At 60.0% G+C, this 12,980-nt stretch carries 13 protein-coding genes; 7 read left to right on the plus strand and 6 right to left on the minus strand.

Annotation, left to right across the window (positions count from 1 at the left end):
• Positions 1-256 precede the first annotated feature (256 nt).
• Positions 257-733: a GNAT family N-acetyltransferase gene (locus PA598K_RS09630; RefSeq protein ID WP_128656747.1), complete on the minus strand. Its 477-nt coding sequence runs from the start codon at positions 731-733 to the stop codon at positions 257-259.
• A gap of 399 nt (positions 734-1,132) precedes the next feature.
• Between PA598K_RS09630 and PA598K_RS09635 the strand changes: the two genes are divergently transcribed.
• The 3 genes from PA598K_RS09635 to PA598K_RS09645 all read left to right on the plus strand — a co-directional run bounded on the left by PA598K_RS09635 (position 1,133) and on the right by PA598K_RS09645 (position 3,397).
• On the plus strand, positions 1,133-2,317 hold the full coding sequence (locus PA598K_RS09635) for a serine hydrolase domain-containing protein (protein WP_128656748.1): 1,185 nt from the start codon (positions 1,133-1,135) through the stop codon (positions 2,315-2,317).
• A gap of 93 nt (positions 2,318-2,410) precedes the next feature.
• Positions 2,411-2,950 carry a LytTR family DNA-binding domain-containing protein gene (locus PA598K_RS09640; RefSeq protein ID WP_128656749.1) on the plus strand — a complete coding sequence of 180 codons (540 nt, stop codon included), beginning with the start codon at positions 2,411-2,413 and terminating at the stop codon, positions 2,948-2,950.
• A gap of 15 nt (positions 2,951-2,965) precedes the next feature.
• The gene (locus PA598K_RS09645) at positions 2,966-3,397 is read left to right on the plus strand and encodes a hypothetical protein (protein ID WP_128656750.1); all 432 of its coding nucleotides are present in this window, start codon (positions 2,966-2,968) and stop codon (positions 3,395-3,397) included.
• 6 nt (positions 3,398-3,403) lie between these two features.
• On the opposite strand, the gene PA598K_RS09650 is transcribed toward PA598K_RS09645, so the two are convergent.
• From PA598K_RS09650 to PA598K_RS09665, 4 genes are read right to left on the minus strand one after another with little or no spacing between them, the layout of a single operon-like run.
• Positions 3,404-5,362, minus strand: a complete 1,959-nt coding sequence (locus tag PA598K_RS09650) for an AraC family transcriptional regulator (RefSeq protein WP_128656751.1) — start codon at positions 5,360-5,362, stop codon at positions 3,404-3,406.
• Between the two features lie 18 nt (positions 5,363-5,380).
• Positions 5,381-6,580 carry a winged helix-turn-helix domain-containing protein gene (locus tag PA598K_RS09655; RefSeq protein WP_128656752.1) on the minus strand — a complete coding sequence of 400 codons (1,200 nt, stop codon included), beginning with the start codon at positions 6,578-6,580 and terminating at the stop codon, positions 5,381-5,383.
• A gap of 44 nt (positions 6,581-6,624) precedes the next feature.
• On the minus strand, positions 6,625-7,230 hold the full coding sequence (locus PA598K_RS09660) for a hypothetical protein (protein ID WP_128656753.1): 606 nt from the start codon (positions 7,228-7,230) through the stop codon (positions 6,625-6,627).
• A gap of 18 nt (positions 7,231-7,248) precedes the next feature.
• Positions 7,249-8,028: a sugar phosphate isomerase/epimerase family protein gene (locus tag PA598K_RS09665; RefSeq protein WP_128656754.1), complete on the minus strand. Its 780-nt coding sequence runs from the start codon at positions 8,026-8,028 to the stop codon at positions 7,249-7,251.
• A gap of 160 nt (positions 8,029-8,188) precedes the next feature.
• Between PA598K_RS09665 and PA598K_RS09670 the strand changes: the two genes are divergently transcribed.
• From PA598K_RS09670 to lepB, 3 genes are read left to right on the plus strand one after another with little or no spacing between them, the layout of a single operon-like run.
• Positions 8,189-9,148, plus strand: coding sequence for an alpha/beta hydrolase (locus PA598K_RS09670; RefSeq protein ID WP_128656755.1), 960 nt, complete (start codon positions 8,189-8,191; stop codon positions 9,146-9,148).
• On the plus strand, positions 9,145-9,582 hold the full coding sequence (locus PA598K_RS09675; protein WP_221414116.1) for a DUF3237 family protein: 438 nt from the start codon (positions 9,145-9,147) through the stop codon (positions 9,580-9,582). Before PA598K_RS09670 ends, PA598K_RS09675 begins: the two co-directional genes overlap by 4 nt.
• Before the next feature lie 25 nt (positions 9,583-9,607).
• Entirely contained in the window at positions 9,608-10,303 is a 696-nt protein-coding gene (lepB, locus tag PA598K_RS09680; protein ID WP_185601780.1) for a signal peptidase I, read from the plus strand.
• A 57-nt stretch (positions 10,304-10,360) separates the two neighbouring features.
• Here the strand turns inward: lepB and PA598K_RS09685 are convergent, their stop codons facing one another.
• Positions 10,361-11,707, minus strand: coding sequence for an aminotransferase-like domain-containing protein (locus tag PA598K_RS09685; protein ID WP_128656757.1), 1,347 nt, complete (start codon positions 11,705-11,707; stop codon positions 10,361-10,363).
• Positions 11,708-11,920: 213 nt separating this feature from the next.
• On the opposite strand from PA598K_RS09685, the gene PA598K_RS09690 reads away from it, so the two are divergent.
• A complete protein-coding gene (locus PA598K_RS09690) occupies positions 11,921-12,880 on the plus strand; it encodes a DMT family transporter (RefSeq protein WP_128656758.1) in 960 nt (319 codons plus the stop codon).
• Positions 12,881-12,980: the final 100 nt, after the last annotated feature.

The following is a 12,980-nucleotide window of genomic DNA, read 5'->3' on the forward strand; positions in this document are numbered from 1 at the left end:
GCTTTGGAGCATAATTAGAGGTATTTTTGCAGTTAAGCGATGACAGCGAACGTATTAGGAGCGCTCATACACAGCGCATGCCATACGCGTATCGCGAATGAAAGCGAGTCTCCTTAAGTGAATAAGACGCGAAACCGTGCAACGTCCATAGGAACGGGATATCAGGTCCGACCGCCGTCATGCCGCCGGAACCCGCGCGCTTGGAGCTGCGCGCTCGTGCTGCTACGCGCTGCACTGGATTGCCCTGCCCCATCCTTCACAGCTCTAGGACAGCGATTACCTCCTCATTAAAGGCTTCGCCGGTATCCCGGAAGCCTAGACTCTCATAGAGTCTGGCAGCCGGCTCATTCTCACGCTTGTAAGGAATCCAGCAGCGAGTGGCTGGCCCAGCCGGCCAGGTGCGGATAAAGGCCAGCGTCTGCTCCATCGCAGCTCTGCCGTAACCCCGGCCCTGCTCGTGCTTGTCGATCATCAGCCGCAGGATGCAATAGCTGTCCGAAGCATAGGACGGCTCATCATACCCGGTTGTGCCGTAGACGATCATGACGAATCCAACCGGCCGCTCATCCGCATAGATTACAAACGGAAAAGGCTGACTTCCATTAACCGACAGGACATAACAGGATGCCACACTCGACAGATTAGACGCCACGTATTTGCGTTGCTCTTCCGCCACCTCCAGATTAAACATCGCTCTTCGGTTGTCCAGCGTGATCTTTCGTAATGTAATCACGTCGATCGTCTCCCTTCACCCTTGGTCTGTTTTGTGCGGCCGCTTCATTAAGCCTACCGTCCCGAGCCAAAAAGAACTAGACTGTTGCCCAGTTTTTTTATACACTAATATGTATCCATGCCATTTTTCGGGACATCATGAATGGACATTCTTCTGAGTATAGCTCTGTAATTACACCCCTCGGTTCGTCCGCGAGGTTTTTTTGCATTGTCCGGATATGGAATGATTAGGTACAATGGGAGATATTAGATACCCCGCCAGTCACGGTGGTCTGCGGTTCGCTTAGCCGCCGATTATGACCGCTTGGGGTGGATCGCTATTCAACTGGGGCGCTGCCGCGTAGAGTGAGGATACAACCGCTGCATACAGCGGACCTCTCCTACGAAAGGTGGGTCACCCATGATCCTGATCCTGCGAATCGCCACCGCATTCGCCATGCTCGCCGGCGGCGCCCTCGGCCTGTTGACCTTACTGAACCGACCGCTCTCGCGAGGGGCCGTCACCGCCAAGCTGCAGCAGCAGCTCGACGACCTGATCGCGGGTAACGACGAGCTGTCGAGCGCGCTGCTGACGATCTACTCCCCCCGCACCGGCTACCGCGAGCAGTTCGCCGCGGGCGTCCGCACCCGGGGCAGCGTCGAGCCGGCGCGCGTCGACAGCCCGTACCACTCCGCCAGCATCGGCAAGATGCTGTGCGCCGCCGTCTTCGGCATACTGGCCGACGAGGGCAAGCTACGTCTCGATGACCCGATCCGCAACTGGCTGGACGATCGACGCCTCGCTGGCTTGTTCCTGGTGGATGGCGTCGACTACAGCAGCCAGGTGACCGTGCGGCACCTGCTCACTCATACGTCGGGCGCAGGCGATTATTTCGCCGGACCGGTGACGAGCGGCAGGCCGCTGCTGGAGCAGATCGTCGCCGATCCCGATCGCCTCTATGCGCCGGACGACCTGCTCGCCTTCACCCGCGAGCATCAGCAGCCGGTCGGTCGACCGGGCGAGCAGTTCGCTTACTCGGATACCGGCTATGTGCTGCTAGGCTTCATCCTCGAGGCGATTGAGGGCAAGCGGTATGCCGAGATTATGAAGGAACGGATTTTCGAGCCGCTCGGGATGCACGACAGCTACGTCAAAGAACGCTTCCCCGACCTCAACGAAGCGCTGGCCGTCTATGTCGACGGCGTCAATCTGAACGGCACGAATGCCTTGTCTGTGGATTGGGCAGGCGGCGGTATCATGACGACGATGGACGATCTGCTCCTCTTCATGCAGGCCTGGACGCAAGGGGCTCTCGTATCGGATGCGGTGTACGAACAGATGACCGACTTTCGCCAACGCTTCGACACCGGCATCCGATACGGGATGGGGATGATGTACTTCGACTTCAGCGAGCTGTCATGGCTGCTTAGAGGGATGAGCGATCTGTACGGCGGGGTCGGCTCGACCGGCACCTATGCGCTCTATGATCCGACGCACGACACGTATTATATCGCCAACTACGGTTCGCTGCACTATACGCCCAAGGCAATCCGGCACCTCGTGAAGCTGCGAATGCTCTATGCGCGGATGCAGATCGAAGAGTAGTCCGGTTAGCCCGGCGCGCCTTCCCCGCTGCCATGTTCATAGGACCTATGCCTGCGGACCGTACCGAAGACACCATCACTTAGGAGACTAGCCATGGTTCATATCGTATGCTCTACCAAAGTCTATGACAAATTGCTGTCTCAGCTGCAGAAACACCGCATCGAACCGTCGCCGGAGGGCGCCGTCGCGCTCGTCGAGCGCGGCTTTGAGCTGCCCCCGGGCAAGCTGTGCATCGTCTTCGATCCGCTCGATTACGCGGAAGCAGTAGAGCTGCTGGTGTCGGGCTTGCACACGGACGGTCACTATCGCGACGCGATTACTGGCCTGAGCCGCAATACGTTCTCTGTGCTGGAGCCCAAGGCTGTGCTCTATGTCGAGGTCGGAGCAGACGGCCTGCAAGCATGGACTGCAGACGGTCGCTACCAAGTGAAGGAGACGCTGCACTATTACGAGCGACTCTGGGCAGTTAAGGGCTTCCTGCGGATCAACAAATCCCAGTTGGTCAACTTACTTCATGTCCAGGAGATCGTGCCGTGGTTCAACTCACGTTACGTGCTGCGGCTGGGTAGCGGGGCTGAGCTCGAGGTGTCGAAGATGTACGCAAAAAAGCTAAGGCACACCTTGAACCTATAGGAGGAGGAGCCAGGGATGGATAATCTCAACTTCGTCAATGTAATCAAGTCGTTTTTTCTCGGGGCGTTCATCGGCTTCATCCTGCAGTTCCGGGTCTACATCGACCAAGAGCTGGCCTACAGGACGATGGCTGTGCTGGCCAGCGGCAGCATCGGCTTCCTCATCGGTCTCGTCACCGAATGGCTCACCGCCATCCTGCCGATCAGCCTGGCGCGAGTGCGCACGTACTTCCTCATCAACGGACTGCTCGCACTCGTCGTGACCTCGATTCTGATGCTCGTCCTCGATGGCATCGCAGGCTCCTCGACCATGCAGCAGCTCCCGTTTGCACCGGCGCTGGGCTTCGTCCTGGCGATCGTCGCGATCGCCAACCTGCTCGACTACAGCCTCTACCGACGCACCCAGCGCAGGCTGGAGCGGTACAAGCAGGGGCTACGAGGGGAGTGAGGCGTGCTACCGCTCGAACAATTGGACGGCATCGTCCAGCAACGCATCCACCGTCAGGAGCGAGTAGGACCACCACTTCTCATACGGCACCTGATAGATATGCCCCGCTTGCACCGCAGGCAAGGACTTCCACAGCTCCGATCGCATCATCGCTTCAAACTGAGCTTCGGCCGCCTCGGCATTGCCATTGATCATGACAATCAGATGATCGCCGGTAATATCCGGGATACTCTCGAGGGACAGATCATGGATACCGACCAGCTCGCCGCCGTTGGCTGAGATCTCATCCGCGATCTGCTGCGGCGGCTTCAGCCCTAGCAGCGTGTAGATGACATGGCCGATATTCCGATTGCCGACAAGCGTGAAGCCCTTCTCATTCACCCAGACGATCGATACCGTCTCATCCGGTCCGACAAGCTTGCTCACCTTGGCCTTGGCCTGCTCCGCCCGCTGGAAGTGCTCGCTGATCCACTGCTCCGCCTGTTCCTGCCTTCCTACGATGTCAGCAACCTGCCGCAGCTGCCCGTACACATCCTGCTCATACCATTCGAAGGTGGCTACTGGCGCGATCTTCGATAAGTTCTCGAAATAGTCCTCCCGGTCATTGCCGATGACGTCGATATCAGCGGTGATGATCAGATCGGGCTCCAATTCGAGTATCGCTTCGTAACTGGGCGGATAATCCCCCACGATCTCGATCTTCTCCGGATAATGGCTGAGGTAATAGTCGTACTCGACTTCATACCGCGGTGCGCCCTGCGGGACGATGCCCAGCGCTACCAGGTAGTTGGTCGCTCCAAAGGAGTAGATACGCTCGGCCTCCACCGGGATCTCCCGCTCGCCCAGCGCATCCTCGAAGGTCTTGGTTGCCGAGCTTGTCGGCGGCGCAACGGCGCTATCTCCTCCACCGGGTTTGACCTCGGTATCGCTTACTCCGCATGCCGACAGCAGCAAGGTTGCGCCCAATAGCAAGGCAGCCGTTGAGGGTATAGCTTTTGCATGAATGGCCAATTGTGTGTCTCTCCCCTGTACCAATAAATGATTATGATTCTCGTTATCATTATAGGTCGGGAACAAATAGGCGACAATGTCTGAAGCGGCACGGTCAACTGCCCAATCCGGCATAATTGTTCCTTCCCTCACCTGCTGACGATACTGTCCCGGCGTCATATCGTAGTTGTCCTTGAACAACCGACTCAAGGTAAACCCATTGACATAACCAATCGAGACAGCGATCTCCTGCAAGGAGGCCTCGCTCTCGGCCAGCCAACAGGCTGCCTTGTACATGCGTATGCGGGTCAGCGCCCGGATCGGGCTAACCTCCCAACGGAGCTTGAATTGCTTGGAGAGCTGGCGCTCGCTGCAACCCAGCCGCCCTGCTAGCGAGGATAATGTCACATTCTCGTTATAGCCGTCGTACAAGAGCTGCATCGCCCGATCCGCCACCCCCTGCGACTGCGCGGGGATCAACCGTTCTCGCAGTTGAGCTAGCCATGCGGCTGACTGCTGGTAGAATAAGCCCTGCGCCAATATTCGCGTGATTGCCCCTCCGTCATAAAACGCATCATACAATTGCTGCAGCCGCTTGCTAGCCTCAATGGAGGGTGACTGCAGCATCGCGTACGAGACAGCCATCTGCGCCTCTGCAGCCTTCCGATCCTTAACCGTTCCGATGGCCGATGGCCTGATCTTATACAGAATCAATTCATAGCTTGTGTGATCCTGCGCCTGAAGCTCAAGGCGCATCCCTTTGCCGCCATGCAGCACGACCCCCGCCTGAATCGGATACGCCCGTCTATCGAGCATCGCCAATCCGCTGCCAACGACAATCCGGACGAACGCAAAAGCCGGCAGACGATAGCTCCCGCTGCGCCCCCCCTGACGCACAGCTAGACGGCGAATATCTACCAGCTCCATGGCGCTGCTGCTCCATAGCTGGATATACCCTTCATACGTCTCCTGCATGCTTGGACTACCTCCTTCCTACCCCATCTCCGCCTCGATCACGATCGTCTCGCAGCTATTAAATCGGGCGAACCGTTGCAAGCACTCGCTTACCGCTTCCTGCAGCGCCTCGCTCCGCTCCACGCCCTCCTCGTACCAGACATGCTTCACACGCAGCGTCCCGGACTTGCGCTCGGCGACTGCCTCGACCCTGCCCACCAACCGGTCGCCATAGAGCAGCGGCAGCACATAATAGCCGAACTTCCGCTTGGCAGCAGGGGTGTAGATCTCCCAGGTATAGTCGAAGCCGAACAGCTGATAGATCAGCTTGCGATCCCACAGGAACGAGTCGAGCGGCGCGATCAGCTCGCAGCGCGGGGCGGGCGTAATGTCGCCTGCCCGCACCGTCTCCAGGAGCGGCAGATCCTCGGCGAGGCAGTACAGCGTATCCTTCATCTGCTCTACGCTCACCGCCGCGATTCGCCCCTCCGCTAGTAGCTCGCGGAAAGCGTCGTTGCGCTGCGCCGACTTCATTCTTGAGATGTGCAGCCACGCATCGGAGGCGCGATTCCACAGCAGGCCTACAGCGCCGATGCGGCGCCGCACGAGCCACTTGTGATGCTCCGACTCCTCCGGCAGCGGCTCTGGCGCGTGCAACAGATGAGACGACACATGCCGCTCGGCGAGGTCGTAGCTTTTGCGCGTGCCTCGCTTGCGATGGATGACCAGCTCGCCTGTCGCGTACATCTGCTCCAGTACGGATCGGGTGACGTTCGCGCCGCCGCTCCAGTGAATCGCCGATTGCCAGACGTAGTCGCCCTCCAGCTGCAGATCGTCGGAGCCGATCGGGCCGTGCGTCTCGATATGCGCCCGCACTTGTCCGCTGAGCGCCGCCATCTCGGGATACCGCTCGGCATGCCGCCTGGCCGCCTGACGGGAGCGCTCCATATAGGGCCAGTCCTCGATCGGGATAATGGCCAGATTTTTGTCGGGGTAGTCGATCAATCGCCGATCCTCATACAGCAGCTCGTCGAGTAGCGGCTTGGCAAAGCCCTTGACCCGCGATTGCAGCGTCAGCTCCGCGTTCCTGCCACACACGTCGATCGGATCGTACTGGACGCAGCCCGCCTGCCGCACCCAGTCGAGCACGCCCTGCTTGCCCTCGAAGATATGACCGTCCAGCAGCCCATGCTTCAGCAGCATGAACTGGCGCGCCTGTCGGTTGGTGATATGTATCATCAGCCTTACCTCCCCATCCATAATCGTCTACAAGCGCTCTACACTTAGTCCTTCACGACCAGCCCGTACTGCTGCCACAGCCAGCCCTCGCTTAGCGCCGACAGCGCCTCAGGGCTGATGCGCACGGCAGGCTTCTGCTCCTGCAAGCCCTCCGCTCCCCTAGCCAGGAAGCGCAGCGGACGGGTGCAGCGCTTCACCTCGGCCGCTACCTGCTCATACAACGCATATGTCTGCGGGAGATGAACCCGGATATCCTCGTAGCGGTAGTGCTCGCCGTCCGCCTCGTCCATGCGATATCCTTTGGGGAGGGACAGCATGACGTAGGGCAGCTCGTGCTGCGCCCACCGGTCGCCGTCGGGGAAGGCGAGCCCTGTCCCTCGCACCGCATAGCCTGCCGTCTGTCCATCGACCGTCACGACAACCGAATAGACGAAGGAGCGGTAGCCCTCAGGTCTGACCGGCGCCGTGTAGTGGCGATAATAGGCTGCATAAGCCGCCAGCACCTGCTCGACCTCATCCTGTTGCTGTCCGTAGTTAGTCTGATGGAACCGGGCCTGCTGCGCGGCGAGGAGCTCCACCACACGCTGGACCTGCTCAGGCGTCATCAGGAATAGCAGCTTGTAAAAGCCGCTGTTCTGCACGCGACTCATGTCGCAATCACCTCCAGATTAAGTGTGCGTAGCTGCGCGTCTTAATACGTCCAGCCGTTGCCCATGCTCATAGGCTCTATGTAAGAAGGCTTGCGGCGTCAACGCCTCATAATCCCAATTCATCGGCTCCAGCGCGGTCGCGCCCGCGTATCCGGTCGCAGCGATCGACCGCATCGTCGCTGGCCAATCGATCGTGCCGTCGAGCGGCAGTCCGTGCTGCGCCTGGCTGCCGTTGTTATCATGCAGATGCAGCGCCATCAGCCGGGAGCCGTACATCGCCAGCAGCGCCTTGTCCGGATAATGCGTGTCGTGATGGCCGCTGTCATAGCAGAAGCCGACGCGCGGCGAGTCCACTTGCTCCAGCACATACGAGAGATTGTTGAAGTTCCGCAGATTCTCCAGCGCGACGTTGACGCCCAGCCGCTCCGCCAGCTCGGCGATACGCCGGAGGCGATCCAGCCCGAGAAGCGTGTGCGGATGGCGATCGCTGGGCAGATGCACGACCATCGTCGGGATCTCGAACGTGGCACAGTCCGCCACACATTGCAGATACCGTTTTGCCAGCGCCTCGCCGACGGGATCGTCATTCCACAGATGATGCTCGTCCCGGATCGGCGTATGGATATTCTCGATGAACAGCCCCGCCTCCCGGGCGAGCTGCGGCGCATCGCGATACTCCCCGCGGCCGAAGTCCTCGCTCCACCACATCAGTACGCCGTCGAAGCCAGCTTCTCTGATGAGTCTGTACCGATCCTGTATCGGCACACGATAGCCGAACCAATCGTATATCGTAATCATCGCATCGCTTCACTCCTTTTCCCTTCTGACAATCATAGCACATATGTTCTCGTGAAGTCGACTGGTTGAAACGCTTCCATGACAGCGGTAAAATGGAAGCGAGAGGAAAAATGATCGTAGAGGGCTGGCAGCAGCCTCTATGGACGAGGAGCGGATACGAATGGATGAACGAGCGGCCCGGCACGCGGCCCATGAAATGCCCGAGGGAGCCCAGATACTCTACGGCGAATTCGCGGAGCGAGGCGCATATTACCCATGCACATATCTCCCCGATGTGGTGTATGCGCAGGATGGAGGAATCGAGCGGAGACTGCAGATCATCACGCCATCTACCGAGGGCAATCGCTTCCCGCTCGTCGTCTTCGTCCAGGGCTCGGCCTGGCACAAGCAAAATCTATATATGGCGATCCCCAGCCTCTCCCACCTGGCGGCGAAGGGCTATGTGATCGCCAGCGTCGAGATCCGGGATACCGGCATCGCGCCCTTCCCCGCCGCGCTGGAGGACGTGAAGACCGCGATCCGCTACATGCGCGCTCATGCCGGGGCGTATGGCGTCGATCCGGCGCGGGTCGCCGTATGGGGCGACTCCTCGGGCGGGCATCTAGCGCTCATGACCGGGCTCACCTCCGGCGAGTATGCGACAGGTCTGTACCCGGAGCAATCCGACGCGGTACGCGCGGTCGTCAGCTATTACGGCGTCACCGACCTGCTCAGCCTGGGGCGGTACAACTCGATCGTCGATCACGATGCCGCCGACTCGCCGGAGGGACTGCTCATCGGCGGGGCCGTGCAGGAGCATCAGGAAGCGGCCAGGAAGGCCAGCCCGATCCATCAGGATCTCGATCGACCGCTGCCGCCCTTCCTGCTGCTGCATGGCGACTCGGATAGCGTCGTCCATATTAACCAGAGCATCGAGATGTTCAAGGCGCTGCGGGCACACGGACATAACGCGGCGTTCTACAAGGTGATGGGCGCGGAGCACGGCATCGGCTGCTGGCATCCGCGTGTCCTGGAGGTGACGGAGCAATTCCTGTCGACCTGGCTGCATCGCCCGAGCTGGCAGGCTCCGCCGTTGCAGCATGAGGTCGAGACCGAGACTGCCAGCGAGGAGCAGGCATGAGCCCACTGGAGTGGGAGCTGGCGCTCACCGTGCATGTCGTCATCGAGCAGAGCTCAGAGCTGCGCGGCGCGGGCGGCGACTCGGTCGTGATGATCGCCTTCGGCGGCCATGCGACAGGCGCTTACTTCGAGGGCGAGGTGCTGCCGGGCGGCATCGATACGCAGATCATCAGCCCGTCCGGCGACCGCCACACGCTGTCGGCCCGCTATATGCTGCGCGGACAGGACTACACCGGCGCGTCCTGCGAGCTGTACATCGAGAACAACGGCAGCATCGCGCCTGGCACCCTGGAGAACGGCGCCCTGTTCCGGACGTATCCCCGGCTCATCACCAACAGCGAGGCGCTATCCCACTGGAACCATGCGATGTTGGTCGGCGAGGGCTTCCCGACGGAGACGGGCGTGGAGATTAGGATCTATCGGTGGGTGGGGTAGACTTGGTAGAAGGAGGATTCTCCTTATGAGCGAAACTGAACCTAACGATTGGCAAAAACGGCTAAGGCCTTATGCGTTCATTACAGGCTGTCTGGCGGTCGTCTTGCTGCTGGCATTGCCTTCCGTATTCAACGGAATAACAGGAAGCCATCAGACTATACAAGATCGTCAAACCCCTGTTGCTCTTGATCAGATGCGTCCTACTGGCGAGATGTTTTTGTTTGATCCTATGTACGACAACATGGACCGCGGCAGGCATGATCTGATGCGAGGCGCAGTGGTTGATCCTACTTACTACGCACAGGCCTCTTTTAACCGAGGAGACATCGTATACTTTGACGGGTCTGGCGTCAGCGATCGTCTGGGCTTGGGAGTAAGCAGGATCGTCGGCCTGCCCGGAGAGAAAGTAAAGGTGGACGCGGGGCGCATCTATATCAACGACCGCTTGCTGGATGCCTTCTATGGCCAAGCGCATGTGAGAGGGCTGGACCAAGAAGCCTTCCTTCAATTGCCCGATACCTCTAATCTCAATGTCGAGTCGATCCTGGAGGAGGTGTACCAGTTCAGTTTGGCGGAGTTGACCATTCCTCCCGATACGCTTTTTGTCGTAGGCGACGATTGGCTGCGCAGCCTGGACAGTCTCAGGCTAGGGCCGATCCCCGCCTCGCTGGTGGAAGGAAAGGTGGTCGGCATCTGTCCGGGATGCAGCGACCCGTCCTAAGTCGAGTGGGTGTTCGACCCGTATCCGTCGCTGCGCGCCTGATGCAAGGCACAGTCATCACCAATATCCGCCGCTCTGCCGCAGCTCCTCCAGGATCGCCGCCACGCCAAGCTCGATCTGCTTCGGCGAGGTCTGGGAGATGCTGAGGCGGAGGAATTTGTCCCGCTCCAGGTAGCTCGGGTGGTAAAACCTCGGGCTCGAGATGACGCGGACGCTCCGCGCGGCGAGCCGCTCGGTCAGCCGGTCCAGGTTGACCGTCGGCTTCACCTGCAAGGGCATATAGATGCCCGAGCAGCGATCAGGCACCGCGATCAGTCCCGCGGCGGGGTGCCGCTTTATCGACGCGTACAGCGCCTCCATCCGCGAGGCGTATAGCGAGGCGATCTTGTGCTTGTGCCGCTCATACATGCCGTTCTTCATATAGATCTCCAGCGCCGCCTGCGACAGCAGCGAGGTATCTGGATAGAGCTTGTAGGCGTGGAACAGCGGCAGCAGCGCCTCCGGCAGCACGACCGCCCCGACGCGGAGACCGGGGAAGATAATCTTGGAGAAGCTCTTCACATAGATGACCCGCGCTCCCCCATCGTAGCTGTATAGCGGATCATACGAGCGCTCCGTCCCCAGATCGGCCATGTAGTCGTCCTCGACGATATAGACGTCGTACCTGGCAGCCAGTCGGACGATCGCCCTCCGCTCCTCGGTCGTATACGAGGTGCCGAGCGGATTGTGATACCTCGGCATCGTATAGAAGAACTTGATCTCCCCGCCCTTGAACCACTGCTCCAGCTCCTCCATATCCAGCCCGGCCGCTGTGCGGCGGATGCCTGCTACCGGGATGCTCTCCGTCTCCAGGAACCGCAAATACAAGTCATAGCTCGGCTGCTCCACCAGAATCGTCCGCTTGCCGCTCGGGAATGGCATCCTAGCCAGCAGCTGAAGCGCTTGCTGCGCGCCTGAGGTGACGACGATCCGTTCAGCCGCCGTGAACACCTGATCGTTGGCCAGATGCGATACCAACGTCTGGACGAAGGAGGCCAGCCCTTGCGGGCGGCCATAGGTGAACAGATCGTATTTGTAGCTATCGATCGCCTGGTTAAGACAATGCTGGAAGTCCCGATACGGGAAGGCGTCGAGGTCTGGCAGCACAGTGGCAAAGTCGATCAGCGCAGGATCGCGAGGATCGCGCCAGTCGCCGGACTGCTCCACGACAAAAAAACCGCTCTGGGGAACCGCGTAGATGACGTGGCGCTTCTCCAGCTCGGCGTATGCCCGCGTAATCGTACTGACGCTGCATCCGTAAACGGCCGCAGCGCTGCGGACCGATGGCAGCCGCTGTCCCGGCCGATACCGGCCCTCGGCGATCTGTCGCTCCAGGTCCGTTAGTATCGCAGTGTATCTCCTCATCCTGCCCCTCCTTGCTGCATGCTCATGCTCCATTGTGCCAGTCTTGTCGCTCCAGTATACCTTACGCCGGAACGCCGAACCAACTGTATCGATACAGTTCGCGCAATATCCGGTTGTCGGATGCCTCCGTCTGTCTTAAGGTAGAGCTAACAAGATCAATTGGACAAGTCGTGCACGCGCCCAACAGGATCGGTTGGAGAGGAAGAATACATCATGCCTAATTCAGACACAAGATGGCCCTATGTCGCCGTCGTCTTAAACGCCGTTATTCTCGGCTTATCGTTTTTGTTCGTCAAGCTTACCTTTGCCTACGCGCACCCGCTGGATGTGCTCGCTCATCGGTTCGCCGTGTCCTTCCTGGTCATGTCCGTCCCGGTGGCGCTAGGCTGGATCAAGCTGTCGTATCGCGGCAAGCCGTGGCCCAAGCTGCTGCTGCTCGCGCTATTGTTCCCGACGTCGTTTTTTATCCTGCAGGCGTTCGGACTGCTCCACGCCACCTCGGCGGAGGGCGGCATCCTGTACGCCTTCACGCCGATCGTCACGATCATCCTGGCGTCGCTGTTCCTCGGGGAGCGGACGACGCTGCTGCAGCGGCTGTCGATCGTCCTGTCCGTTGTCGGCGTAGTGTTCATCTTCGTCATGAAGGGCGGGCGCATCGACCTGTCCAATGTGACGGGGATTAGCCTGCTGCTGCTCACCTGCGTCGCCTTTGCAGGGTACACGGTGCTCGCCCGCTCGCTACTAAAGGCGTTCCGCCCGACCGAGGTCACCTACCTGGCTCTGGGCTTCGGCGCGGTGGTGTTCGTCGCGATCGCGCTCACCCGCCATCTATCGGCCGGGACGATCCTCGACTTCTTTACGCCGCTCGCCCATGGCGCTTACGTCGGGACGATCCTCTACCTGGGCGTCCTGTCGTCGCTCGTCACGTCGCTGCTGGCGACGTATGTGCTCTCGCGGATGGAGGCATCGCGGATGAGCGCCTTTGCCAATCTCTCGACGCTTGTCTCGATCGCCGCCGGGGCGCTGTTCCTTGGCGAGGCGGTCACCATCTACCACCTGATCGGCTCGCTGATGATCATCGCCGGCGTGATCGGAGCCAACCGGCTGGGGGCGGCGAAGCGGGCTCGTCCTATGCGGCAGACGAGGGTCAGGGCAGCCGACCGACAGGCTTGACCCGGTTCAATCGCACAGATCGGGGCCGCTGGCACGGTTAGCGACGATACTTGTGCTATTTTTCGCACATCTCAGGACCACACCCGCGGATTCGGCGATA

The organism is Paenibacillus sp. 598K (genome assembly GCF_003851045.1).
In the GTDB taxonomy this organism is placed as follows: Bacteria; Bacillota; Bacilli; order Paenibacillales; family Paenibacillaceae; genus Paenibacillus_D.